Genomic DNA, 25165 nt, shown 5'->3' on the forward strand with positions numbered 1-25165 from the left:
GGAAGGGCCCATGGAGAGAGCCGCGAGCGCACAGCGAGGCCGCCATCGAGGCGCGCACCAAGACCCGCTGGGAGTCAGGTTCACGGTGCTGTGGGGGCTCGGTCACGTCGCGGCGCTGGTGCTGCTCGGGACCGCCGCCCAGCACCAGCTCGGCGCCGAGCAGCAATTCGCGGCGCCGCCGGCACGCGCCGTCCCGGATCGGGAGCCGACCGCCTGAGGAGCCACGGCTCTGTGCTCAGCCCGCCACCCGCCAGCGAGTTGGAGGAGAAAGCACCGTGTCCTACCCGCAAGAACCACTGCCGCCCACGGCAGTGACCAGCGCCTTCGTCCGCCGTACCGCCGTCGTCACCGGGGCCGCCGGGTTCATCGGTTCGCACCTGTGCGAGCGCCTGCTCGACCTGGGAGCGGAGGTGATCGGCGTCGACAACCTGCTGACCGGCCGCCTCGACAACCTGTCGGGCCTGCGCTCGGCCGGCGGCTTCCGCTTCCAGAGCGACGATGTCACTCAGCCGTTCAGCGTGGTCGGGCCGGTGGACTTCGTCTTCCACCTGGCATCGCCCGCATCGCCGCTCGACTACGCCCGCCACCCGCTGGCCACCCTGAAGGTCGGCGCGCTGGGCACACTCAACGCCCTGGAGCTGGCCGAGGCCAAGCACGCCCGGTTCCTGCTCGCCTCGACGTCCGAGGTGTACGGCGACCCGCTCGTGCACCCGCAGCCGGAGCAGTACTGGGGCAACGTGAACCCGGTCGGGCCCCGCAGCGTCTACGACGAGGCCAAGCGATACGCCGAGGCCCTGACCTCGTGCTTCCAGCGCTCCGGCAGCATCCGCACCCGCATCGTGCGGATCTTCAACACCTACGGGCCGAGGATGCGCGCCGACGACGGCCGCGCTGTGCCCGCCTTCATCCAGCAGGCGCTGGCGGGCGAGCCGATCACCGTGGCCGGCGACGGCAGCCAGACCCGCTCCCTGTGCTTCGTGGCCGACACCGTCGAGGGCCTGCTCGCCGCCGCCACTGCGGAGCACACCGACCCGGTGAACCTGGGCAACCCGCACGAGATCACCATGCTCCAGCTCGCCGAGCAGATTCGGGCGCTGGCCGGCTCCTCGTCCGCGATCACCTTCGTCCCGCTGCCCGCCGACGATCCGAAGCGCCGCTGCCCCGACATCGCCTCGGCCCGCGCCCACCTCCGCTGGGAGCCCACCACCCACCTGCGCGACGGCCTGCGCCGGACCCTCGACTGGGCCGAGCAGCACTTCCCCCGCCAGGCCGCCGCCACCGGAAGGAGTGCCTCGTGAACACCACCTCCCACCCGCTGCCCGCGATCGTCTGCGGAGTCGACGACGGATACGCCCGCCCACTGCGGACGCTGATGCGCTCGATCGCCGCCGCGCACCCCGGCGCTGTCGATGAGCTCCGCCTGATCGTCCTCGACCAGCAGATCAGCGACGCCAACCGGCGGGCGATCCTGCGGGACGCCGACCGAACGGGCCTGCGGACCGAGCTGCGGTCGGCGCCCACGACCGACCCGCGCTACCCGGTCTCCGACTGGGTGAGCGGCGCGGTGTACGTGCGCCTGGCCATCCCGGAGGTCATCCCCGACGAGCGCCGGGTGTTGTACCTGGACGCCGACACCCTGGTGCTCGGGGACCTGCGCCCGCTGCTGCGGCAGTCCCTCGACGGGCGCCCGATCGGCGCGGTGCGAGACCCGCAGAACCCGGTCATCGGCCGAGGCATCCAGCTGCCGGGCTGGGAGAATCTCGGCGTCCCGTACGGCCGGGACTACTTCAACAGCGGCGTCATGCTCATCGACCTCGACCGCTGCCATCGGCTCGGCCTCTTCGAGCGGTCGCGGCAGTTCCTGTCCGAGCACCCGGACAAGGTCCGGTTCTGGGACCAGGACGCGCTGAACTGGGCCGTCGACGACAACTGGCACCGGCTGGAGCGGCGTTGGAACACCTTCGCCATGTCCCCGCAGGCTAGCCAGTCCGGGTTCGTCCACTACGCCGAGGCAGACAGCCCGCTCGCCCAGCTCCTGGAGGACGAGCAGACCGCCGCCCTGGTGCACTTCGCCGGCCCCGACAAGCCCTGGCAGGACGGCTACCCGGACGGCCGGCTCCGGGACACCTACCGGCTGTTCCACGACTACGCCGACGCGGGAGGAGCCGAGTGAACGGCAGGAAGTCGTTCTGGCGGCGGCCGTCCTGGTGGATCGCCGCCGCCGTGGCCGCGCGAAACGTGAACGGGCTACGGCAGGTCCGCCGGACGCTGGCCCGGGTTGACCAGCCGGCCCCGCCCTCGGAAGCGGAGCCGACGGTGCTGCACATCGTTATGCCGGTGCTGCGCGAGCAGCAGCACATCGCCGGCGCGTTGGCGTGGTTCGTACCGCTCCTGCGCGACTTCCCGGGTTCGACGCTGACCCTGGTGTCCACGGCGCGCGAGGAACGCGAACGTGCACACCTCGTCGGCCGGCTCGCCGGGGCGACGGCGACTGACCTCAGGGTGCAGCGCTTCCCGCAGCTGACCGACGACGAGCTGGCCGCCCTGGCCGAAGCCCTCGCCAAGACGGGCGAGCGTGCACTCACCCTGGCGACGGCCACCGAGGCCCTGCTGCCCTTCCCCATGACGGCGGACGTCATCGCGAGCGAGATCGCGCGTCTCCGGGAGCCGGTGGTCCGGCACGTCCACTACGAGGGCGACGGGCGGAAGGCCGCGCAGGTGAACGCCGCAGTCAAACAGCTCGCGGCCGACTCCGCGGACGAGTACGTCGCCGTCTACGACGTGGACTCCCGCCCCAGCCCGGAGCTGCTGCAACGCACCGCCGAGTTCCTGTTTCGCCACCGGGCTGAGCACGGCGAGTTGCCTCCCGTCGTCCAGCAGTCCGCCCGCTTCGCCACCCAGGGCGCCGCCGGCACCTGGTGGGAACGAGCCCTGTGCCGAGGCGCTGCCCGAGCGCAGACGCTCTGGACCCTCCGCCGCGAGATCCCCAACCTCCGCCGGTACGCCGAATCCGCCCACCGAGCGCGAGGCGGGCGGGGCCTGGCCCAGACCGTCGGCCACGGCCTGCTCGTCCGAGCCGACGTCTTCCGGCAGGTCGGCGGGCTGCCCGACTTCACCGTCCTCGACGACGTCGCCTTCGGCTACCGGCTCACCCTGGACGGCGTCCCGGTCGACAGCCTCCCCTTCACCACCGCCGTACCGGCGGCCGAGTACCTGCCCGAGCTGCTGTCCCAGGGCGAGCGCTGGTTCCAGAGCTACCTCGACTACCCGCAGTGCGCCACCCGCTGGCACGCCCAGGGCCACGGCAGCCGCCTCGACCACGTCGCGGCGCTCACCACCGGCGCCTACCGGGGCATGGCCTGGCTGCTGGTCTCGCCCGCCACCGTCGGCTGCTTGGCCCTCGCACTCGGACCGCGCACTAGCCCACCGGTCCGGGCAGCAGCCACGGCCGCGCTCTGGGCGGCCACCGTCGCACCGGTCCGCTTGCTCGCCGAGGCCGAAGGCCGTTTGTTGACTGCACGGGAGACCGCCGAGCAGAGCGTGGAGACGCTGGCCGGGCTGCTGCTCAAGAGCATCGGCCCGATGACCGCCCTCGGCCGCTGGGCCGTGACCGGCACCAGGCACTCAGTACTCGCCCCCAAGAGCAATCGCCGCTCCAAGGACAGGGAGGCACCGTGATCCTCGCCATCGAGGGCGTCAGCTGCGTCGGCAAGACCACGCTCGCCGCCATGCTCGCCCCTCACCTCGACCACCCCGCCGTCATCCCCTGCTACTTCCACGCCAGCCCCGACCCCACCAGGTTGCCGACCCCGGAACCCTTCACCGCGGACCACCAACTGGCCAATATCTCCCGGTTCCTGGAAGTCGAGGACCTGCGGCTCGCCCGGGCCGAGCAAGCCCTCGCCGGAGGCCGGGACGTGATCCTCGACCGCACCGTGGACACCCTCCTCGCGCACGCGCACGCCGTCGGCCGGATGAACGGCTTCGACTGCGACGACCAGGCCCGACACACCGTCACCAGAAGGGCCGTGGCGATGCCCGACCTGACGATCGTCCTCACCGCCGACCCGGACGTGCTGGCCCGCCGGGCCCGCCTGCGCAAAGGCATGCCGACGATCTTCTACGACCGACACTTCAGCGAGCACTTCAACGCCTACTTCGACCACGCGCTCGCCCCCGCCGTCGTCCGGCTCGACACCACTACCGGCTCGCCCGACGAACTCGCCACGCGCGCCCTCGACCATCTCCGTCGCCACCGGGTCGGCGAACACCCGATCCGGGAGGCACGATGAAGGCCGCGCTGATCGGCTGCGGCGCCATAGCCGGCCGCTGGATCCGCTCCCTGCTCGCGGACGGCCGCATCGAGATCGCCGTCCTCGTCGACCCCGACCAGCAGGCGGCACACGCTCTCGCGGACCGGTACGAACTGAGCCCCGTGTTCGCCACGACGCTCGACGAAACGCTCACACTGGCCCCGGTCGACGTCGTCGTCAACCTCACCCCGCCCGACCACCACTACAGCGTCAGCCGCGAATCCCTCGCCCACGGCCTTCACGTCCTGACCGAGAAACCCCTGGCCCTGAGCCTGCCCGACGCCCTCGACCTCGTCCACCTCGCCCGCGAGCGCGGCCTGCTCCTGGCCGTCATGCAGAACCGAGGCACCGACCCCGGCTTCCTCGCCTTCTGCGCGACGGTCCACCTCAACGCCGAGCCACCCTTCGCCATCACCACCGACACCCTCGTCACCCTTCCCAGCCCGGGCTTCCGCAGCAGCCAGCACCTGCCCGTCACCACCGACCTCGCGGTGCACGCCCTCGACCAGGTCCGCGCCCTGATCACCGCGCCGCCGACCGAGGTCACCTGCACCGAGACACCGACCGGCTTCCTTGCCCCGCACAGCGCGATCGCCACGATCATCGTGCGGTTCGCCGACGGCTCCCTGTTCACCTACCGGGGCGGGTACATCGCGGACCCGCTCCTGCGAACCGACGCCAACGGCGACTGGCGCGTGGAGGCTCACGACTTCGCCAGCCGCTGGGCACCTGACCCCACCAGCAGCCGCAAGCCCGCCGAACCCGGCCCGCCGGCGTACCAGCGCTGCATCACCGCCATGGTGGACGCCCTCCACCAACCCGGCACCGCCCCCGTCCCGGCCGTCGGCAACCTCGGCTCCATCGCCCTGCTGGACGCCGCCCTCCGGTCGGCCGCCAGCCGCCGCCCCGTCCCGGTGCCGGAGGTGCCCGATGTCCGCCCCTGACGAGGTGATCAACCGCCCGCACCCCCTGCTGCTCGACGCGCTCACCGAAGCGGGCTTCGACGCCACCGGCGCGCGCTTCACGACCATGCGGTCGGGAACCGACAGCCTCCCCTTCGCCGCCACCACCCGCGACGGCGAAGAACTGGTCGTCAAGGTCCGCCGTGCGGGGAGCCGCTCGCGCTACCCGACCGCTGCCTGGGCCTCCGCCCGGATGCGCGAAGCGGGAGTCCCCGCCGCCTGCGTCCTTTGGTACAGCAGAGAGGCCTGCGTCGAGACCCGATGCCCTGGCCAGCCGATCGAAGCGGAGCCGCCGCGACCGCCGGACCTGGACGCCGCCGTCCGAGCCGGCGAAATCCTCCGCCGCCTGCACACCATCAAGGTCAGCAGCTTCGGTCAGCTCGACGGACAGGGCGTCGGCCAACACTCCACCATCCAGGGATGGTTCCTCGCCCTACCCGACCGCCGAGCCCCCAGCCTGAACGGCCTTCACCTGCCCGGGCTGCTGAACCGCGCCCGCTTCGTCCTCGAAGCCGGAGCCGACCGCCTCCCGGCAACGGCGCCCAAGCTCCTGCACGGAGACTGGGTCGGCCGCCACCTGTTCACCGACGGCCACCGCATCACCGGAGTCGTCGACCTGGAGAGCGCCCGCGGCGGCGACCCGCTGGCCGAACTCGCCGGATGGTCCCTGCGCGAACCCGGGCCGATGACCGAAGCCCTCCTCGTCGGCTACTTCGACGGACCGTTGCCTGCCGAGAGCCTGCTGCCGCTCGTCCTGTTCCGCCTGCGCATCGCGGTCTCGCTCCTGCACGTTCATGTTGCCTTCGACGACCAGGACATGGTGCGGCTGCGGGCCGCCCAGATCCAGGCCGACCTCGACGACCTCGACCACGGCCACCTCGCCGCCGTGCCCCGCATAACCCCCAACGAGCACTCCTCCGGACGCCGCCGCCCGTAGGCAGCCGAACCCCGACTGGAAGGACGCCATGAACGACCCCAAGGTCACCCTCCCGTTCCCCCGCGAGCCCAAGTACGGGCAGGCCGAGAAGGACGCCGTCCTCAAGCTTCTCGACGACGGGCACCTCTCCGAGATCAACCGAGGCCCGGCCACCAACGCCCTCGAAGCGGCCTTCGCCCGCCTCACCGGCACCCGCCATGCGCTGTCGTTCAACTCCGGCACCGCCTCCCTGCACGCCGCGCTCCACGCGGTCGGCGCCAACCCCGAAGCCGGCGTAGCCGTCTCTCCGATGACCTGGATCTCCGCCATCACCGCCGTCTTCCAGGCCGGCAGCTACCCCGTCTTCTGCGACATCGAGCCCGACAGCCCCAACATCGCCGCCACCTCCGTCGCCCAGGTCGCCGACGAGTGCTCCGCCGTCCTCGCCACCCACACCTGGGGCATCCCCGCTCGCATGGATCAGCTCGCCAAGGCCACCAACCTGCCGATCGTCGAGGACTGCTCGCACGCCCATGGCGCCGTCTACCAGGGCCGGGCCGTCGGCTCATGGGGAGCCGCAGGGTGCTTCAGCCTCCAGGAGTCCAAGTCCGTCTCCGGCGGCGAAGGCGGCATCCTGACCACCTCCGACCGGGAGGTCTACGAGCGTGCCCTCACCCTCGGCCACCACCCCGCCCGGCTGGCCGACGAACTCACCCTCCCTGAACTGAAGCCGCTCGCCACCACCGGGGCCGCCTACAAGTACCGGATGCCCGCCCTCTCCGCCGTCATCGCCCGCCGGCAGCTCCGCTCCCTGCCCAACCGGATGCTCGCCGCCGAACAGAACCTGGCCACCCTCCGCGAAGCCCTGGAAGAACACGACGCACCCGTCGCCTGGCCGGAGATCGGCGAACTCTCCGTCCGCGGCTGGTACGGAACCCCGCTGGCGATCAACCTTCGCGTGCCCGACCCGAAGACGCTCCACGAGAAGTGCCGGGCCGCCGGCATCCCCCTCCGCTCCCAGTACGAGGACTGGACCCAGACCCCGCTGCTGCAGCGTCTCGACCTGGCCGCCCGATACTGGCCCCACCTCGCCGACAGCCCCTACCAGCCGCCGAGCAGGGCCGCGCTGCCGAACTACTACAAGACCCTGCGCCAGATGATCGTCCTCAAGGTGCCGCAGATCCCCGCCACGGACTACATGGAGCAGGTGGCCGAAGCCCTCGCCACCGTCCTGTCCCACACCGTGTTCACGGCATAGCCGCGAACGCCTCCTGCACGGCCTCGCGCCGCTCCGTCCACCAGGCCAGGAAGCGCTCGGCGGGCAGGAACAGGTGGTCGCAGGAGTGATCGTCGCGGTCGTAGTGGAAGACCAGCTGCCAGTAGTCCGACATGCGCTTCCACCACAGCCGCTCCACCGCGTCCGCCAGCGCCGGCAGCGGGATCGGCACCACCGACCGGTAGCCGGCCACGAACGCGGACGTCCGCTCCAAGTCGAGGAAGCCGTCCTCACCGCCGAACTGCACCGTGGCGGTGCGGGCGACCTCCTCGCCGAACGGCCGGACCCGGATCCGGTCCCAGTCGATCACCCCGACGATCACGCCGTCGCGCCACAGCACGTTCCGGTGCTGTACGTCACCGTGCGTCCACCCCACCGGGCCGACCGCCACCTCGCCAGCCGGGCGCTCGTGCCCGTACTTCTCCAACAGCACCTTGCGCTCGGCCACGGCCGCGGCTGCCTCTCCATCGAACGCTGTCCGGCGCTCCAGCCCCGCGATCAGGGTGAGGAACCGGTCCGCCTCTTGGTATGCCTCGGCGGGTGTGGTCACCGCGACGGCCACCTGCTCCGGCCCGGGCGGCAGCAGTCCGTCCAGCCGCTCCTCGTTCAAGCTCCGGTGGATTCGACCAAGGAGAACGCCGAGGTCAGCAGCCTGCCTGATCGAAAGCGCCGTCCCTGGCAGATGGCTCCCCTCCATCCACGGGCTCAAGCAGTACCCGCGGCCGGCGACCTCGACCACTGCATCCCCCGCCGAGGAGACCCTCGCCCTGCCCACCGGCAGTCCATCGTCGGCCAGCCCCGACAGCACAGCCAGGTTCCGCCGCGCCAGGGGCAACGGCACATCCATGATCCGCTTCAACGCGAACGAGCCCTCGGCCGTATCCAGCCGCCAGTTCCCATTCATCAAGCCGTCCGACAGGAAGCGGCACTCGCGGACCTCACCCAGCCCGAAAGCCTCGCTGAGAACTGTCAGATCCTCTGCGATCTCGCTGTAGCGCGTGCCACTGGGGGCTTCGTACGTCGCTTCCGTCACCCCAAGCAGGCTAGCCGAGCCGAGGGATCGAAGCGGTCGGTTCAGGAGGTTTCAGCCGCCCTCGTCGTGTTTCGGACTACGAGTCCCACCAAGTCGCCGGGTAGGCCTCTTCGTCCGGTAACGCCGCTGAGCGCCAAGGTCAACGGCACTGCCAGTTGTCGCCGGACGCAGATCTGGTGATCGTCGTGGTCATTCTCCGCTCGCTTGGGAGGGGAGCTCGGTGACCACAGTCCACGGCCGGTGTCCGTCGCGGTGGCACTCCGCTCGCAGACGTACAGGCTGCGTTGCGTTGCGGGTGTGCCAGCCCAACGGGTCACCCTCGAACCAGCTCGGAGCTGGCGTGTACTCCATGAGGCGGATCAGTTGCTCACCGCGCTCCAGGCCATCGAGCACGATTTCCCGGCCCGGCTCCATGACGCCGTTGACATCCGGCCGGAAGCGATAGGGCCCCCAGATCATCCGGGCCAGTTCCTGAGGCCGGTGATCAGGATCTGCAGCGAGCGCCGCGTGGTCAATGCCGGCCTCGTCCCGCACCGACAGGATGATCCGATCAAGACGATCGAGACCGACCGGCCCCACCAACTCGATCCGCAGCGCCCTGGGAGAGCCCGAGGAACCGTCCAAGGTGAACCGCAGTTCGGGCGTGAGGTCCCGATGCCAGCGATCCCGTTCGATCCTCGTCATCTCCTGAGCCGCCGTTGCGGACGCAGACGCGGCAGTGGCCGCCTGCCGCGTCGCCCACACCGTCAGACCGACAGCCGCGAGAGCCGCTATCGCACTGACCGCGGTCCAGAACGTCTCGTCCATGGCGCCGGACGATACTCGTGTGTGGGATGAGCTGCCATCACCTTCTTCGAGCGCTCAGTGGGCGAGTCCGTCGATCAGCTTGCCGAGGTTGCGCACGGCCCGGGCAGAGGCGCCGCGGGCTGCCAGCACACCCAGGACGACGTCTCGTTCCAGTGCCCCCGCGCTCTGCAGGCTCTGCAGGATGCGATGGGCCTGCTCCTTGCCGAACTGGTCACCGAAGCCGTTGTTCTTGTAGAAGTCCAGTCGCTCGATGGCCTTCGCCACCTCGGGACGGAGCCCTGCTGGCTGCTCATCGGGCCTGGTCAGATCAACCGCACCCAACTGACTGGCCCAGCCGCGGAGCGGAAAGCCACCGATACTCTCCACGACGGCGAGCGACGATCCGCGAGCGAGTCCCACGGCGAAGTTGAGAGTCTTCTCGTCAGGAACGTAGGCCAGGACAGGCCCGACGCCACTGCCCACACGACTCCGCGCTGCGCGCGGCGTGGTGACAGTGTGTTCGACCGCGAAGGTGCGCAACGACGGAATCTGCTGCTCCACGCCGAAAGCGTTGACCACAAGCACACCGGCGGCGTCCTGCTCGGCGCACTCCCGCCGGACCCACACCACAGCAAGGTCCGCAGCCAGTTCCCAATCCCGCTCGGGATCGTCGTCCGGCACCCAGGCTGCCCGCACGATGCTGTTCGCCATGGTCGAGTCCTCTCCCGCAAGCAGATCGCCGACACGCGACCTGATCGATCACGTTAGCGGCCACCTCCGACACGTCGGAGGTGGCCGCTGTCGGCCGGAACCGGCGGGCCTGGACGCCGCAGGGTGAGCCAGAGACCAGCAAGTTCGGCCCGTTCGGTCACGATTCCCGGCAGTTGTTCCGTCAGGCGGCGCTTGTGGTCATTGGTATGGGTGGCCAAATACTCAAGCCGAGATGCTCTGAGCAGCCGCGCTCCTGACTTCGGCCTCCGCAAGCTGCGCGGCGAGGATCCTGAGCTTCGGGAGGTGGGCCTCGATGTCGTCGATCACCCGGCGGAGGTCGGCAGCGTTGAGATCCGTCCAGTTGTCGAGGAGCATCCCACAGGACGGTTCGCCATCGAAGGTTGCCAGGTACGCACTGAGATAGGGCCCGACTCGGCCGGGGTTGAGGCGGTCGACCGCCTCAAGGGTGATCTCGGTACCCTCGCAGTCCGAATGCGGTGCAACACCCTTCACGCACCACGGATGAGCACGGCAGCCATCGACGACGGCTCGAGGGGATCCGACAGCACCGAGACGCTCGGCCTCTTCATCGATCCGGTTGGCCTGGTCGCGCAGCTGTGCGGCGAATCCGCGAGCCTCGGCCTGGTTCATTTCCAGGTCAGCACCGTAGCCCCAGCCTTCGATGACCGGTTCGCAGCCCTCCTCTGCGAGCCAGGTGCGCCGGACGGTGAAGACCGGTTTTCCGAAGGGACCGTGGATCGTGTGCTCGGGACCGTGGTGGTCGAACTGGTTGCACGGAGCCCCATAGCTGGCCGGGGCCGAGTGATCGATGACGCAACCGGGCATCCCGGTGCACCGCTGAGCACCCGACGCAGTGGCCCTCAGCCCCGAGGTCGGGCCCGGCAGCACGGCGGGCTGCTCAGGGAGACGGATAGGGAAGGCATTGTCCGGCATATCGCTCCGTAGGTAGCGGGAATCGACCTATTCCTGACTCTCGCAGCGACCGCCGAGCAACTGGATCTAGATTGGGAAACCGTGCTGACGCGCGTCGCCCGACAGGTACGCTGCCCGGGCCGTGAGTTCGCATCCGACTGGTGGATACAGAGCACCGGATCCGGCCCCATCTGCTGGCCTACCAGAGGCCGGGACGACGCAGGCAGGCCCTTGGCATGGAGCGTCCCACTGCCAAACCTCGGTGCCTCCAGCTCGGGGCACCCAGAGCTGGTACGGCACCCTGCTGACGATCAGCGTCCGCGTGCAGATGCTCCATGAGAAGTGCCGGTCCGCCGGCACCTGCTCCGTTCCCAGGCCAAGGGAGGTGAGCCCAGTCCCCACCGCGGCAACACCCCGACCCGACCGGCCGCTACTGGCCGCACCTCGACGGGCCCATATTCGCGAAGCGCATGCCTTCCAATAATCGACAGCATTAGGCTCACCCCTCGAACAGGCTGGCAAAAATCGCATCGAACTCACAGCCGTCGGCAGCAGATCCACCGTTCAGCAGCACCCGGATTGAGTCGCCGTCCGGATACTGTTCACAGAACTCTTGCGCCTGGGCGGGCTTATCCGTCCCCCTACCTCGCGGGTAGTAGCTCTCGATGTCACCACGTTCGAGGACATAGATTCGCTCAGTGCGAAGCTGTTCGAGGAGCTGTGCCTTGAGTTCACTAACCTGCTCGTCAGTCGGGTTCTCCAGCTCGGCTCGACGCTGCCCCCGTGTTTCATTCCCCTCAAAGAAGGCATCCATCGCGGCTACAACCTCGTCAAGCGTTCCGACCCCTGCGGCCTGTTTCTCTCTAGCGCCCTTTACAGCCTGCCATTGCCGCTTGATCTCCCCTGACTTCTGCATCGACTGCAGTTGCTTACGCGACAGCTCTCCCCCTGCCGACGCCAAATCTCCCAACCTCTTCACCAGCTGCTGCTGAATTTCGGTGCTGGACTTACCGGCCCCGAGCTTGTCGAAACCATCAGTAATGGCGTCTAGGTCAACCAGGACGGCGACCCGGACCCCGAATCGCTCGAAGAAACCCCGACACCTTGCCACCCGAGCCTTTCCGCCAAGGCGAGCAATCGCGATGGAGCGCTGCTCGAAATCCCACTTCTCGTTCAGCGATTTGGCCAGGTGCGGCATTAGAATGTGGTCACTGTCCCCTTCCACCAACAGAACGTCGTTGCAGAAAAAGGCAGCATCGTTGTTCTCTTGCCGAATCAGCTGGAACTGATCTTTCAGTGCAAGGTCTGATAGATCGATAGGGAATGCTTTGGCTTCAGGCGGAGACACCGTGTAGTCCTTGGCCAGCTTGACGAAGGTTCCAGTGGCCTGAGGACTGAAGAAGCTACTGGAGTGCGTACTGACCAGGACGTGGTTGTCCTCCGCAAACACCTTGAGAGATTCGAACAGCTGACGCTGCGCCTGCGGGTGGAGGAACAGTTCAGGTTCCTCAAAGAGCAACAGGTAGGGGCGAAGGCTCGCACCCTGGTCAACTTCCCGCTCACTAGCGCGAAGGTCGACATAAGTTCGCAGGATCGCAAAGGTGACCGATCGGCGCAGTCCGTCACCCTTGCTCTTGAAGTCACTCCGAATACCGTCGTCGATCGCGATCCGGGCGTTCGACAGGACGCTGCGAAGCTCCGGCGGCGGGAACTCGATACTGATCGATGCCCGCGGGAATGCTTGCTGGAGGTTGCCCTCCAACATTGCCTCAATCGTCTGGACTTGAGGAAGCCGCTCATCCTTGGTTGAGCCATCAGCCCGCACCTGGAGGTTCAGTGCTCTGTGCAGTTGACTGAAAACCTCCTCCATCTCGCCGAAATGCCCCTTTGTCTGGCTGAACAAGATACCAAGAAGCTTGCCAAAGGATGCCGCTTCACTCGTCTTGAGATCGTCGCTGAGATCCTTCACCGCCGGGATGTAGATCACCTCCGGCAGGAGCGCTTGTACTGAGCTATCGATGCCGGTCGACAACCCGATGTCCCTGAGTTCCAACTCTGTCTCCGGCAGAGCATCGATCAGGTCTTGCACGGCCTCCTTGACAGCCTTCTGAGTCGTCTTCGCAGCCAAGACGCCCTGCAACTCCGGAAAGACAAAGACAGCGGCTTCGCGCAGCTCCGCGCCGGCCTTCTTGGCCACCACCTCGGCAACGACCTCCGGACGGAACCGATCTGCCTTGGGCACCATGGCCATTCGACGGAGCGCACCCTTACCGCTCTCACCGTAGACCCTTGCCAGCACCAGCCGCCCGTCCTCGACGACCTCTGTGATCCGCTGCCGGTGCTCTGGCACGAGTCGAGCCAGGTCGGCATCACCGATCTCGGTCAGGGTGACTTCGATCTGTAGGTTGAGCCTGCGGTCGTAGTAGTCGGTCGGCTTGAGCGACGGCCCGTTGAAGAACACGTCCAGTGCCTGTAGGACGGTGGACTTCCCGGCATTGTTCTCGCCGATGATGCACCCGAAGGACGACATCGGCAGCGTCAACTCCCGGATCCCTCGGAAGTTCCTAATGATCAACTGGGAAATGCGCAAAGCCGGTTCCTCGCTGTAGTCCACCCCACCGTCGATCACCATAGAGGATCGGCTCCGAGCCAGGCAGCCTGTCGGTGCACGCCAAGGAGTCGATGCACCGTGGACTGAGCGGCCACGGGCCCCGCAAACCAGCCGACAGGCTGGGAAGACTTCGTCCGTGTGCCAGCAGCATCGCAGGCCAGCTCATTCGGAAACATGAACGAAGTCCGAACGCACGGCGCTGCGAACCGAGCCGAGATGAGGGCACATCCAGGGCACATGGGGGCCAAAAACGCCGCTGACCAGCGTCAACTACTGAAGGTAGTTTTCGCTGGTCAGCGGTGCTTTGGCGACAAAACTGCAGGTCGCGGGCTTGCGGGGGCCAATAGCTGCACGAGTGGCAGGACTTCGCCAACCGGCTGCACGACGCGGGCCACCAGCTGTACTGCCTGGTCTGGCCCTGACCCACCCGCTCCGCAGGACGTTCGACGGGCGGGCCCCCGGCGTGGTGCCGGGGGCCCGCCCGTCGGTGTCGGGGCAGGCGCCGGCGGGTCAGCCGCCGGAGCCGTAGCTGGTGTTGGCGCAGATGTCGTCGTCCGCCGAGCGGGCTTCCTCGGTGACCGAGCTGGGCAGCGGGGCGGGGGCGGCCGGGGTGCCGGGAGCGGTCGTGCCGGCGCCGCCGTTGGCGTCGGCGTAGTCCTTGCCGAGGACGACGCTGATGCCGGCCGCCGTGGTGGAGGTGAGGGTGGCTCCGGGGAACAGCGCGGCGACCTTCTCGGCGTTGGCCTTCTGCCCGGCGCCGTACTCGACCGTCGTGGTGAGCTTGTTGGTGGACTTCGCCTGGTTGACGCCGGTGACGGTGAACTGCGCCGCCTTCAGCGCGTCACCCGCCTTGGCACCCAGCCCGTTGACGGTCGTTCCGTTGTAGACCGCGACCCTGATCGGGGCCGCCGAGGTGCGCGCGGGCGGCGCGGTGGTGGTCGGCGGGGCCTCCGGGGTGACCGCGGGGGCGGCCGGGGCCTCCGGTGCTGCGGCGGCCTGCTCGCCGGTGGCGTCCTTGCCGTCCAGGGTGCGGTCGGCCTTGATGGCCTCCCACAGCTTGTCCACGTCGGGCTTCACCAGGTCGAGGTTGGCATCGCTGAAACGCCACGGCGGGGTCACGAACTTGAGGTCGTGCAGGTCGATGTTCTTCAGCGAGAGGGCGAAGGACATCAGCTTGTCGACCGAGTTGAGCCCCTCGTCCACCCGCAGCGACTTGGTGGCCGCGTCGGCCAGCGGCAGCAGGGTGGTGGGCTCCAGGCCCTTCTTCTTCACCGTGCTGATCATCGAACTCATGAAGGCCTGCTGACGCTTCATCCGGCCGATGTCGGAGCCGTCGCCGATGCCGTGCCGCAGCCGGACGTAGTCGAGCGCCTTCTGGCCCTCCACCTTCTGCCGTCCGGCCGGGAGCACCTGGGCGCCCCTCTTCTGGAGGTTCGGGTTGATGTCGCCCTCGTAGATGACCTTGGGCAGGCAGACCTCGACGCCGCCGACGGCCTTGGTCATCGCCGCGAAGCCCGAGAAGTCGACCACCAGGGTGTGGTCGACCCGGATCCCGGTGAGCTTCTCCACCGTGTTCTGGGTGCAGGCGGCGTTGCCCTCCGACGCGTCGCCCTGCGAGAACGCGGCGTTGAACAGGATGTCCTTGCCCTTCTGCTCCTTGGTCCACTTGCCGTTGGGGAGCTTGCAGGGCGGGATGGTCACCAGGGTGTTGCGCGGGATCGAGACGCCGATGGCGTTCTTGTGGTCGGCGTAGACGTGCAACAGGATCGTGGTGTCCGAGCGGGCCCCCTCGGCGTCGCCGCCGCCGAGGTCGGAGTTGCCGGCGCCCCGGCTGTCGGAGCCGATCAGCAGGATGTTCACCGGCTTGTTGCCGTTGGCGTCCGCCGCGGACTCCGGCGGACGGTCCTTGCTGAGCCCGTCCGAGTCGATGGTCTTGATGTTGCCGCTGAGCTTGAGGTAGATCGCCCCGCCGGTCCCGGCTATGAGCACCAGGGCGCCCACGGCCGTCCAGCCGACGATCTTCTTGATCTTGCGCTCGGGCTTCTTGCCGCGCCCGCCGGCCTTGCGGTGGCCCGAGCCGGCCGACCCGCCGTCGCCGCCCGCTCCGCCCCGGCCGCCCTTGCCCTGGGCCGCGCGCCTGGCCTCGGCCCGGCCACCGGCCCTGGGGGCCGGGATCGAGCCACCGGCGCCGGCCGTACCGGTGCCGGAACCGCCCGCGGCAGCGCCGTCCGCGGAGCCGCTCCCGGGCCCGCCCGGACCCGCCGAGCCGGTCGGGTCCTCCGAACGCGGCCTGGCCACGCTGGACCGACTCCTGTCTCGGCGACCCGACATCCCCGCACCTCTCACGGCTGTGTCCTCGAACGATCGGCTGCCAGCACGTCCACCCCGGCGCCACGTGGAGCATACAAGCCGACCGGAAACGACCTGTCGCCGCTCCGGGGCCTGGGGTCGCCGTCGAACCGCCGCAGCCCGCCCGGAGGACGGGCGGGGCGGTTCCCCCGGGGTCGCGGACGATCCCGGAGGGGTCCTCACTTCTTCTGACGCGGCAGCAGCGCGGTGACGGCGAAGGCCAGGGCCAGCAGCCCGGCGGCGACCGTGAAGGCGAGCCGGAAGCCTCCGGTGAGCGCCTCCGCCTCGGGGCGGCCGGCGGCGGCCAGGGCCTCGCCGCGCGAGGTGGCCAGGGTGGAGAGCACGGCCACCCCGAGCGCGGCGCCGACCTGCTGGGTGGTGTTGAACAGCCCGGAGGCGGTCCCGGCGTCCTCCTCGCCGGCGTCGGACATGCCCAGCGCGGCCAGGCCGGAGAGCACCAGCCCGCCACCGCCGACGAGCAGCATGGTCGGCAGCAGGTCGACCAGGTAGCCCGCGTCGGCCGGCAGCCGGGCCAGCAGTCCGAGCGCCGCGACCAGCAGCCCGAGGCCGGCCAGCAGGACGGCGCGCTCGCCGAACCGGGCGCTCAGCCGGGCGGAGAGCAGCAGGGAGACGGCGCCGATGGCGACGGCGGCCGGGAGCATGGCGAGACCGGTGGCGGCGGGCCCGTAGCCGCGGACGTTCTGCAGGTAGAGGGCCACCAGGACCTGGAAGCCGAACATCCCGGAGATGACCAGCACCTGCACCGCGTTGGCGGTGGAGACGGCCCGCGAGCGGAACATCCGCAGGGGCAGCAGCGGCGTGGCGGCCAGCGCCTGCCGGACCAGGAAGCCGACCAGCAGGACCAGCGAGAGCGCGCCGAGGCCGAGGGTCCGCGCGGAGGTCCAGCCGTGCTCGGCGGTGCCGACGACGGTGTAGATGCCGAGCATCAGCGCCGCCGTGATCAGCACCGCGCCCAGGACGTCGGCGCCGACCCGCAGCCCGGGGCCCCGGTCGGGGGCCAGGACGCGCAGCGCCAGCAGGGCGGCGGTCAGGCCGAGCGGCAGGTTGATCAGGAAGATCCAGTGCCAGTCCAGCGCCTCGGTGAGGACGCCGCCGAGGACCTGGCCGATCGACGCGCCGGCCGCGCCGACGAAGCTGAACACGCCGATGGCCGGCCGCGCTCGCCCGGCTCGGGGAAGAGCGTGACGAGCATGCCGAGGCTGACCGAGGAGGCCAGGGCGCCGCCGACGCCCTGCAGGAAGCGGGCGGCGATCAGCAGCTCCGGGCCGGTGGCGAGGGCGCACAGCAGCGAGGCCGCGGTGAACAGCGCCAGGCCGGAGACGAACACCTTCCGGCGGCCGACGAGGTCCCCGAGCCGGCCGGCGAGCAGGAGCAGCCCGGCGAAGGCGATCAGGTAGGCGTTGACGGTCCAGGTCAGGCCGGCGGGGGTGAAGCCGAGGTCCTGCTGGATGGCCGGCAGGGCGACCGTGACGATCGAGCCGTCCAGGACGATCATCAGCATCCCCGCGCAGAGCACCGCCAGGGCGAGGGCTCGCGAGCGGGTCGGGGCGGGCGCGCTCGGAGCGGCTGCCTTCGACGCTTGGGCGGTCGGGGCGTGCGTGGTCATAACGGGTCTCCCGGTGGGTCGGCTACCGGGTAAGACGTTTAGCAGATGGTTTTGTTGTGGACTATCTCTTGCGAGAGAATCTTCCTGGGGATGATCCTCTTCCTTGCTTCAGCCTCGGGAACGGCCTCAGCCTCGGGAACGACGGGCCCGGCGGACCGTCCGCTCGCTCTCCACCGGCTCCGCCAGCGGCCCGCCCACCAGCCGGGTCAGCGCCACGAGAAAGGCGGTGCGCTCGTCCTCCGGCAGCGCCTCCAGCACGTCCCGGTGCACCCGGTCGGCGATCGCGGTGCCCTGCTCGACGGCCCGCTCCCCCGCCTCGGTCACCGAGATGATCCGGGCCCGGCGGTCGACGGCGGACGGCCGGCGCTCGGCCAGCCCGGCCTTCTCCAGCTCGTCGACGGTGACCACCATGGTGGTCTTGTCCAGGTCCGCCAGCTCGGCCAGCTGGATCTGGGTGCGCTCGGCCTCCATCGCGTGGAACAGCACGCAGTAGGCGCGCGGGGTGATCCCGAGCTCGGTGAACGCGGCCGACATCCGGGTCGCGAGCACATGGCTGGCGTGGTCCAGCAGGCCGGAGAGGTCACGGATCTGCCGCACGGGCGGGCTGGTCGTCATGCCTTCGAGATTAGCAACGACCGTCCGCCGACGGACGATCCCGTGCGGGACTGTTTCCGACCAGCGGGCACCGCAGTACGCCGGGTTACGGGATGCCGAGCTCGAACAGCGCGTACCCCGCGTACCAGCCCGCCGCCACCGCCGGCATCGCGAACAGCCCGGCCACCGTGCTCGGCCGCAGCCGGCGCAGCGCCACCGCCAGGCCGACGCACAGCGGGAAGGCCGGCAGCAGGTAGCGCGAGATGTTGCCGTAGATCTGGTTGCTGCTCAGCGCCATGAAGACGGTCAGCAGCGTGTAGATCACCAGGACCAGCGGCGGCCGCAGCCGCAGCAGCAGCACCAGCAGTCCGGGCAGGGCGATCAGCAGGCACACCGCGATGAGGTCCGGCGCCGGATTGGACTGCCAGAACGTCCAGTGCCCGGTGACCGTGTCCAGGGTGCTGCTCAGGGTGGACGAGCCCCAGTCGAAGTAGCGGTTCCAGGCGCCGCGCTGGAGCTTGAAGTACCCGGTCCAGTCGCCCATCCGCCAGCCGACCCAGGCGATGTACCCGAGCATGCCCCAGGGGGTGATCAGCATCGCGGTCAGCGGCCGGGCCACCCCGTCGGTGCGCCGAACCAGCGCCACCAGCGCCGAGATCGAGACCGCGGCGATCACCGTGGCCGCCGTCGGCCGGTTGAGACCGGCCACCAGGGCGAGGGTCCCGGCGGCGATCCAGCGGCGGGTCATCACGCAGTAGCAGGCCCAGGCCGAGAGGGCGACGAACAGGGAGTCGGAGTAGACCGCCCACTCCACGCCCGAACCCGGGAACAGGCCCCAGATCACCGCCGCCGTCACACCGGCCCGGAAGCCGCCGAGCCGCTCCGCGATCGCGAAGATCCCGGCGGCGGCGACGAAGGAGGCCAGCACCGAGACGACGATCCCCGAGCCGTACGGTCCGAGGCCGGTCACCGCCCCGACCAGCCGCATCAGCCAGGGGTAGAGCGGGAAGAACGCCGCCGAGTTCTCGTAGTAGGTGGCCAGCGGGTAGCCGTGCAGCGGGATCAGCTGCGGGTCGTAGCCGTTCTCCGCGATCCGCTGGTACCAGATGCCGTCCCAGGTGCCGAGCACGTCCCAGGGGCGGGCGCCGCCGCCGCGCCCCGGGTCCTTCTTCAGGAAGTCCTCGGTGTGCGAGAGCAGCAGCAGGAAGACCGTCAGCCCGGTCGCCTTGACCACCGCGTACGCGCCGAGCGCCGGCGCGAAGCGGTCCACCAGGGCGCCGATCCGGCCCGGGCCCTGGGCCGGGGCGTCCGGGCTGTCCGGCCGACCGGTCTCCTCCGGGTCCACCGACCCGGACGGCGGCGACGAAGAGGAGGAGTACGACGAGGGCACGCCCGCGCCCCCGCCCGACGACTCGGTGCTCGATGCCGTGCTCATCAGCTCTGGTACTCCCCGCCCCACTCGCGTCCGGCGCGCCGACCGACACCGCGACGCCGGGCGAGCCTACGACACCCCGGTCGCCGCACGGGCGGGCAGCCCGCCCCGCGGGCGGACGGGCGGGTCGTGGACGGACCGGCCGCCGGAGCGGCGGGGTCGGGCCCGGCCCCGCCGGGAGACCCGGAAGAGGTGGGAGAGGTAGGGGAGGTGGGGAGGTGGTGCCGACGGCGTCCGCCGTCGGCACCGGGGGCGGCAACGCCGCGAGCCGCCACTCCGCACCCCAGGAGGGAAGCGCGGGAGCGGCGGCTCGCACCGGCCGGACCGAGGAACGATCAGCCGTTGTTGACGCAGGTGTTGCCGAAGGACGGGTTCAGCAGACCGATGATGTCGATCGTGTTGCCGCACAGGTTGACCGGCACGTGCACCGGAATCTGGAGCTGGTTGCCGGAGATGACACCCGGGGAACCGGCGGCGACGCCCTCGGCGCCGGAGCTGGCCATCGCGGAACCGGCACCGGCGGCCACGATGCCGACAACAGCGGCGCCGACGGCGGCCGTCTTCTTGATGCTCATGAGGAGCCTCCTGACTGTTCGACAGAGATGCACGGGGAGTGCGACATCTCCAACGAGACCCGGTCGAGCCGGTTGCGAGGGCATGCCCACTGTCACCCATCCGGACGAACGGACCCCCGTCCGGGCATTCGGGTGACTGCCGCATCCGACCGTTTCCCCCGGCGCGCTGCCTCGTTCTCACAGTCGGAACACGCTCCACCTGCCCGCTACGACGAGGAGATCCGCCGCCGGTCCAAGCCCGTCCGGAATTCCTCCCGGTCGCGCGTCGATGCGAATTCTTCCCGGCCGTGCGGGAATCGTTCGCGGCGCACGGTACCGCGGCGGCCGCTCATCGCCCGCGCCACGGGCGACACGCGCCATCTGGGCCGCCCGAGTGACAATCACGGTATTCCCAGAAGCCACCGGGCCAGGATTTCACCTCGCCCGGATCCCGACTATTCCACAGACGGTCGGGCAGAAATCGGAGGAAGAACCACATGCGTAACCTCAAGAAGGCTGCCGCCCTGTCCCTCGCCGCCGCCGGCCTGGTGGTCGGTGCGGCCGGTGGCGCGTTCGCCAGCTCCGGTGCCCAGGGCGTCGCCGCCGGTTCCCCGGGTGTGCTCTCCGGCAACCAGATCCAGATCCCGGTGCACATCCCGGTCAACGTCTGCGGCAACTCCATCGGGGTCGTCAGCATCCTGAACCCGGCGTTCGGCAACACCTGCATCAACCACGGCTGACCCGGCCGTCGCCGCACCGGCGACAGTCGATCGGCCGTGCCCGGGCCGCACCCGCCACGAGCGCGGTGCGGCCCGCTCAACCCGTGTGTGATCTAGGAGATCAACCCCCATGCAGAACGTGAAGAAGGCCGCCGTCCTCTCCGCCGCCGCCGCCGGCCTGGTGCTCGGCGCCGCGGGCGGTGCCGCCGCCAGCTCCGGCGCGGAGGGCGTCGCCGCCGGCTCGCCCGGTGTCGCCTCCGGCAACCAGCTCCAGGTCCCGGTGCACATCCCGGTCAACCTGTGCGGCAACTCCATCAACGTGATCGGTCTGCTGAACCCCGCGTTCGGCAACACCTGCATCAACGCGGAGGCCGAGCACCACCACCACGACATGGACGACTGCTGATCCCCATCGGCACGCGTTCCGCCCGCACTGCCCCCCGGCCCGTCGGCCGGGGGGCGGTTCGGCGTACCCGGGCGCGGTCCGGCCGCCCGGGGCACCCCTCCCCCCGAAGGTGATTGCGCATGGTTTCGAAGAAGAGCGGGGCCAGCCTCGCCGCCGCCCTGGGCGCCGCGGTGCTGCTCGGCGGTGCCGGTGCGGGCGCGGCGCACGCGGCCCCCGCCGAGGGCGGTGCCGCCCTGGCCAAGACCGACGTCAACCAGGCGCTCGGCGGCACCACCACCGGGCTCGGTTACGCCGTGGCGCCGGTCAAGGACCTCCGCCTGGACCCGTGGGCCAACTCCTCGGCCGACGTGCTGAACAACGGCGCGACCGTGCAGCCGGAGAACTCCGGCCTGGCACCGATCGGCACCGACCTGCTGACCGGGCCACTCAGCGCCGGCGGCGGTCCGCGCGACCTGCCGCTGGTCGGCGGAGTGCTCGGCACGCTGCCGGGCTGAGCCGCCGCACCGGCACCGCGCACGCCGGAGCCCGGCACCCCGTCCTGCGACACGGGGTACCGGGCTCCCGGGCTGTCCGGGGCCGGACGGCCCTCCCTACAGCTGGGCCAGGCCCGCCAGGCCGGTCTCCTGGACCACACCGGTGGTGGTCGCGGTCGTGGTGGTCGCCAGGTTGTCCACCGAGTCGGTCACCGAGATCCGCTCGTCCTCGTTGCCCAGCGTGGCGCTGGCGCCGGGCACCGCCTGCACCGCGCCGGTCACCAGCCGCGGGTCGATCTCGTCCACCTTGACCCGGCCGTCGGCGAGCTGACCGGTGCCGTCCTGGGCCAGCGCGAGCGGCTTGCCGAGACCGATCCCGGGGGTGTCGGCGTGCAGCGGCGCCGCCGGGGCGTCCAGCAGCAGCTCGCCGAGGTCGGCGCCCTGGTCCAGCAGCGGCAGCGGCAGCTCGGCCTTGGCGGTCGGACCGACCCGGCCGGTGCCCAGCGGCGGCACGATGCGCTCCGGGATCAGCGCGTCCCCGGTGGTGTGGGCGGGCACCGGGGGCATCAGCAGCGAGGTCGGGATGCCGCCCGAGATCCGGCTGTCCAGCGGCGCGAGCGGGATGTCCACCGGCACCTGCTGGGTGGCCAGCTGCTCCTCCAGCGCCCCCACCTGCTCGGGCCCGACCGGGGCGGCGGAGGCCGCCCCCTGGGAGGCGAGCATGCCCGCACCGACCGCCAGCAGCATCGCGCCGGCCCGCTTGGAGAACCTCATGCTTTTCACCGTTCTGCCTGTCCGTAGTGGAGATCTCTACAGGGAAGGCTGCGCGGGCGCAGCCGAAAGCAATGTGCTCAACGAGCGACCCGGATCCCGGATTGCGGCCGTTAACCGGTTCGGGCTAATAATCCGACAAGAAACACCCGGCCGTCGCGCCTCCCGGACTCTTTTCAGAAATCCCCGTAACCTTCCGTGCCGTCATTCTTTGATCTGAGCGTCAGTGACCGCAGACCGGGTCTGAGCGTTGTACGCGTTGTACGCACGGAAACCAAGAGCTTTTCAGAGAGGGATCTCCCCATGATCCAGAAGTCCTTCGCGGCCGCCGGCCTGGCCGCCGCCGCGCTGGCCGCCGCCGCGGCGCCGGCCTCGGCCATCGGTGACTCGGACGGCTCCGCCGGGTCGTTCCAGGGCAACGGCGGCACCAACTTCACCGGCACCGTCGGTGACCACAGCCCGAACTTCCACTTCCTGGACAACGCGAACGTCTGCCTGCCCGAGATCCACAACATCGCGGTCGGCGTCCTCGGCGTGGCCGTCCCGGTCGAGGTCCCGATCGCCAACAGCGGTGGCAAGCAGTACTGCACCCAGGGCCAGGGCACCCAGAGCAAGGGCGACTCGGGCGTCTCCCACCTGATCGGCTGACCTGCTCGTCCCAAGCTGCGTCACCCCTCCTGATCCACCCTTCGAATCGCTCCCCGATTCACCCCTGAGAGGAACACCGAAATGATCAAGAAGTCTCTCGCCGCCGCCGGTCTGGCCGCCGCCGCCATCGCGATGTCCGCCGGTTCCGCCTCCGCCATCGCCGACTCGGACGGCGCCGCCGTCTCCGCCCAGGGCAACGGCGGCACCAACCAGACCGGCACCCACGGCGACCACAGCCCGAACTTCCACACCCTCGACAACGCGAACATCTGCCTGCCGGAGGTCCACAACATCGCGGTCGCCGTCCTCGGCGTGGCCGTCCCGGTCGAGGTGCCGATCCTCAACAGCACCCCGAAGCAGATCTGCAACGTCGGCCAGAACACCCAGTCCTCGGGCGACGCGGGTGTCTCGCACCTGATCGGCTGATCAGGCCGCACGGCGCGACGGAGGGCCCGGGGACGTCTGGTCCCCGGGCCCTCCGGGCGTACCGGGCCGGACGCCGACCGGGCCGCACCGGCGGCGTCCGGCCGGGTGACAGGCCGTCGGCGGGGCGCGTGGGGCGCCGCGACGGACGGCAGCGTGTGGTCCCGTGTCAGGGCCGGCTCCCGGCAACGGACCGGAGCACACGTCAGAGGCAGAGCGTCCGCACGGGGCGCTCCGGAAGAGAGGGCAGATCCATGAAGAACAAGCTGGTCAAGGTCACTCTGACCGCCGTCGGCGCGCTGGCGCTGGCCGGCCTGGCCGCCCCGGCGGCGTCCGCGCACGTCGGCCTGGCCGGCGGCGCCGAGTTCGCCGCCTCGGCCCACCCGGTGTTCGCGGCCGGCGAGTGGGGTGGCATCGCCCACACCTCGCACATCCACACCGGTGCGCACGGCTGGGGCGCCGCCACCTCCACCGACGCGGTCGGCGGCGAGGAGGGCTTCGCCCACATCGCCGACTGGTAGCAAGCACGGAGGCCGGGCCCCCTCCCGAAGGGGGCCCGGCCTCCGCCGTGTCCGGGGATCCTGTCCCGGTCCCGGTCCGGCTACTTCACCATCGCGGCGGCCTCGAGGGCCCAGTAGGTGAGGATCTGCTCGGCGCCGGCCCGGCGCAGCGAGGTCAGCGTCTCCAGGATCATCCGCTCGCGGTCGATCCAGCCGTTGGCCGCGGCCGCCTCGACCATCGCGTACTCGCCGGACACCTGGTACGCGGAGACCGGCACCGGCGAGGCGTCGGCGACCTGGCGCAGGATGTCGAGGTAGGCCATGCCGGGCTTGACCATCACCAGGTCGGCGCCCTCGGCGACGTCCAGCTCCAGCTCCCGCAGCGCCTCCCGGGCGTTGGCCGGGTCCTGCTGGTAGCTCTTGCGGTCGCCCTTCAGCGAGGAGCCGACCGCCTCCCGGAACGGGCCGTAGAACGCCGAGGCGTACTTGGCGGTGTAGGCGAGGATGCCGACGTCCTGGTGGCCGGCCTCGTCCAGGGCCCGGCGGACCACCCGGATCTGGCCGTCCATCATCCCGGATGGGCCGACCAGGTGGACGCCCGCGTCCGCCTGCACCCGGGCCATCTCGGCGTAGCGCTCCAGGGTGGCGTCGTTGTCCACCGAGCCGTCCTCGGCCAGCACACCGCAGTGGCCGTGGTCGGTGTACTCGTCCAGGCAGAGGTCCGACATGACCACCAGGGAGTCGCCGACCTCGGCGACCACGTCCCGGATCGCCTGCTGGAGGATGCCGTCCGGGTTGGTGCCCTCGGTGCCGGTCGCGTCCTGCGTCTCGGGGACGCCGAACAGCATGACGCCGCCCAGGCCGGCCTCGGCCGCCTCGGTGACGGTCTTGCGCAGGGTCTCCCGGGTGTGCTGGACCACGCCCGGCATCGACGAGACCGGGACCGGCTCGCGCACGCCCTCGCGGACGAACAGCGGCAGGATCAGCTCCGCCGGGTGCAGCCGGGTCTCCGCGACCAGCCGGCGCATCGCCGGGGTCGAGCGCAGTCGGCGCGGGCGGACGTACGGGAATTCAGCGGACACGGCTTCTCTCTCCGAACGGTGGTGCTGGTGCCGGGGGCGGCGGGTG

The 25165-nt window shown here is 70.3% G+C and carries 25 protein-coding genes and 1 pseudogene; 14 read left to right on the forward strand and 12 right to left on the reverse strand.

Annotated elements, in window-relative coordinates:
• Positions 1–10: 10 nt before the first annotated feature.
• The 8 genes from OG715_RS19450 to OG715_RS19485 all read left to right on the forward strand — a co-directional run bounded on the left by OG715_RS19450 (position 11) and on the right by OG715_RS19485 (position 7449).
• Positions 11–217, forward strand: coding sequence for a hypothetical protein (locus OG715_RS19450; protein ID WP_327064153.1), 207 nt, complete (start codon positions 11–13; stop codon positions 215–217).
• Between the two features lie 94 nt (positions 218–311).
• Positions 312–1298 carry a UDP-glucuronic acid decarboxylase family protein gene (locus OG715_RS19455; protein WP_407661121.1) on the forward strand — a complete coding sequence of 329 codons (987 nt, stop codon included), beginning with the start codon at positions 312–314 and terminating at the stop codon, positions 1296–1298.
• Positions 1295–2173 (forward strand): glycosyltransferase family 8 protein, encoded by an 879-nt coding sequence (locus OG715_RS19460; protein ID WP_266270063.1) that lies wholly within the window; start codon positions 1295–1297, stop codon positions 2171–2173. The genes OG715_RS19455 and OG715_RS19460 overlap by 4 nt, the downstream gene beginning before the upstream one ends.
• Positions 2170–3678 (forward strand): glycosyltransferase family 2 protein, encoded by a 1509-nt coding sequence (locus tag OG715_RS19465; protein WP_266270064.1) that lies wholly within the window; start codon positions 2170–2172, stop codon positions 3676–3678. The genes OG715_RS19460 and OG715_RS19465 overlap by 4 nt, the downstream gene beginning before the upstream one ends.
• Positions 3675–4292, forward strand: a complete 618-nt coding sequence (locus OG715_RS19470; RefSeq protein ID WP_266270067.1) for an AAA family ATPase — start codon at positions 3675–3677, stop codon at positions 4290–4292. Before OG715_RS19465 ends, OG715_RS19470 begins: the two co-directional genes overlap by 4 nt.
• Positions 4289–5257, forward strand: a complete 969-nt coding sequence (locus OG715_RS19475) for a Gfo/Idh/MocA family protein (protein ID WP_266270068.1) — start codon at positions 4289–4291, stop codon at positions 5255–5257. The genes OG715_RS19470 and OG715_RS19475 overlap by 4 nt, the downstream gene beginning before the upstream one ends.
• Positions 5244–6212: a phosphotransferase family protein gene (locus OG715_RS19480; protein ID WP_266270069.1), complete on the forward strand. Its 969-nt coding sequence runs from the start codon at positions 5244–5246 to the stop codon at positions 6210–6212. The genes OG715_RS19475 and OG715_RS19480 overlap by 14 nt, the downstream gene beginning before the upstream one ends.
• 28 nt (positions 6213–6240) lie before the next feature.
• The gene (locus OG715_RS19485; protein WP_266270070.1) at positions 6241–7449 is read left to right on the forward strand and encodes a DegT/DnrJ/EryC1/StrS family aminotransferase; all 1209 of its coding nucleotides are present in this window, start codon (positions 6241–6243) and stop codon (positions 7447–7449) included.
• Here the strand turns inward: OG715_RS19485 and OG715_RS19490 are convergent.
• From OG715_RS19490 to OG715_RS19535, 10 genes and pseudogenes are all read right to left on the reverse strand, one after another.
• Positions 7439–8500, reverse strand: a complete 1062-nt coding sequence (locus OG715_RS19490; protein WP_266270071.1) for a phosphotransferase — start codon at positions 8498–8500, stop codon at positions 7439–7441. The two genes, OG715_RS19485 and OG715_RS19490, sit on opposite strands and share 11 nt — an antisense overlap.
• 189 nt (positions 8501–8689) lie before the next feature.
• Positions 8690–9307, reverse strand: a complete 618-nt coding sequence (locus OG715_RS19495; RefSeq protein ID WP_266270072.1) for a hypothetical protein — start codon at positions 9305–9307, stop codon at positions 8690–8692.
• Positions 9308–9361: 54 nt separating this feature from the next.
• Positions 9362–9997, reverse strand: a complete 636-nt coding sequence (locus OG715_RS19500; protein ID WP_266270073.1) for a hypothetical protein — start codon at positions 9995–9997, stop codon at positions 9362–9364.
• 222 nt (positions 9998–10219) lie between these two features.
• Positions 10220–10951, reverse strand: a complete 732-nt coding sequence (locus OG715_RS19505; protein ID WP_266270074.1) for a hypothetical protein — start codon at positions 10949–10951, stop codon at positions 10220–10222.
• Positions 10952–11429: 478 nt separating this feature from the next.
• Positions 11430–13562: an ATP-dependent nuclease gene (locus tag OG715_RS19510; RefSeq protein WP_266270075.1), complete on the reverse strand. Its 2133-nt coding sequence runs from the start codon at positions 13560–13562 to the stop codon at positions 11430–11432.
• A 489-nt stretch (positions 13563–14051) separates the two neighbouring features.
• Positions 14052–15839 carry an LCP family protein gene (locus tag OG715_RS19515; protein WP_266270076.1) on the reverse strand — a complete coding sequence of 596 codons (1788 nt, stop codon included), beginning with the start codon at positions 15837–15839 and terminating at the stop codon, positions 14052–14054.
• 230 nt (positions 15840–16069) lie between these two features.
• Positions 16070–17517 (reverse strand): annotated as a pseudogene (locus tag OG715_RS19520) (DHA2 family efflux MFS transporter permease subunit).
• 126 nt (positions 17518–17643) lie between these two features.
• Positions 17644–18132, reverse strand: coding sequence for a MarR family winged helix-turn-helix transcriptional regulator (locus OG715_RS19525; protein ID WP_266270077.1), 489 nt, complete (start codon positions 18130–18132; stop codon positions 17644–17646).
• Positions 18133–18217: 85 nt separating this feature from the next.
• Positions 18218–19546, reverse strand: a complete 1329-nt coding sequence (locus tag OG715_RS19530) for a glycosyltransferase family protein (protein WP_266270079.1) — start codon at positions 19544–19546, stop codon at positions 18218–18220.
• Between the two features lie 332 nt (positions 19547–19878).
• The gene (locus OG715_RS19535) at positions 19879–20118 is read right to left on the reverse strand and encodes a chaplin (protein ID WP_030393803.1); all 240 of its coding nucleotides are present in this window, start codon (positions 20116–20118) and stop codon (positions 19879–19881) included.
• Positions 20119–20594: 476 nt separating this feature from the next.
• On the opposite strand from OG715_RS19535, the gene OG715_RS19540 reads away from it, so the two are divergent.
• The 3 genes from OG715_RS19540 to OG715_RS19550 all read left to right on the forward strand — a co-directional run bounded on the left by OG715_RS19540 (position 20595) and on the right by OG715_RS19550 (position 21716).
• Positions 20595–20837 (forward strand): chaplin, encoded by a 243-nt coding sequence (locus tag OG715_RS19540; protein WP_266270080.1) that lies wholly within the window; start codon positions 20595–20597, stop codon positions 20835–20837.
• Between the two features lie 109 nt (positions 20838–20946).
• Positions 20947–21222 carry a chaplin gene (locus OG715_RS19545; protein ID WP_045937921.1) on the forward strand — a complete coding sequence of 92 codons (276 nt, stop codon included), beginning with the start codon at positions 20947–20949 and terminating at the stop codon, positions 21220–21222.
• Positions 21223–21341: 119 nt separating this feature from the next.
• Entirely contained in the window at positions 21342–21716 is a 375-nt protein-coding gene (locus tag OG715_RS19550; protein WP_266270081.1) for a hypothetical protein, read from the forward strand.
• Positions 21717–21812: 96 nt separating this feature from the next.
• Here the strand turns inward: OG715_RS19550 and OG715_RS19555 are convergent, their stop codons facing one another.
• Positions 21813–22469, reverse strand: coding sequence for a hypothetical protein (locus OG715_RS19555; RefSeq protein WP_266270082.1), 657 nt, complete (start codon positions 22467–22469; stop codon positions 21813–21815).
• Positions 22470–22769: 300 nt separating this feature from the next.
• On the opposite strand from OG715_RS19555, the gene OG715_RS19560 reads away from it, so the two are divergent.
• The 3 genes from OG715_RS19560 to OG715_RS19570 all read left to right on the forward strand — a co-directional run bounded on the left by OG715_RS19560 (position 22770) and on the right by OG715_RS19570 (position 24058).
• Positions 22770–23114, forward strand: a complete 345-nt coding sequence (locus tag OG715_RS19560) for a rodlet layer protein (protein ID WP_093861613.1) — start codon at positions 22770–22772, stop codon at positions 23112–23114.
• Positions 23115–23195: 81 nt separating this feature from the next.
• Positions 23196–23540, forward strand: coding sequence for a hypothetical protein (locus OG715_RS19565; RefSeq protein ID WP_037779809.1), 345 nt, complete (start codon positions 23196–23198; stop codon positions 23538–23540).
• Positions 23541–23791: 251 nt separating this feature from the next.
• Positions 23792–24058: a hypothetical protein gene (locus OG715_RS19570; RefSeq protein WP_266270083.1), complete on the forward strand. Its 267-nt coding sequence runs from the start codon at positions 23792–23794 to the stop codon at positions 24056–24058.
• An 80-nt stretch (positions 24059–24138) separates the two neighbouring features.
• Here the strand turns inward: OG715_RS19570 and hemB are convergent, their stop codons facing one another.
• On the reverse strand, positions 24139–25119 hold the full coding sequence (gene hemB, locus OG715_RS19575) for a porphobilinogen synthase (RefSeq protein WP_266270084.1): 981 nt from the start codon (positions 25117–25119) through the stop codon (positions 24139–24141).
• Positions 25120–25165: the final 46 nt, after the last annotated feature.

Source organism: Kitasatospora purpeofusca, from assembly GCF_036010405.1.
Classification (GTDB): domain Bacteria; phylum Actinomycetota; class Actinomycetes; order Streptomycetales; family Streptomycetaceae; genus Kitasatospora; species Kitasatospora purpeofusca.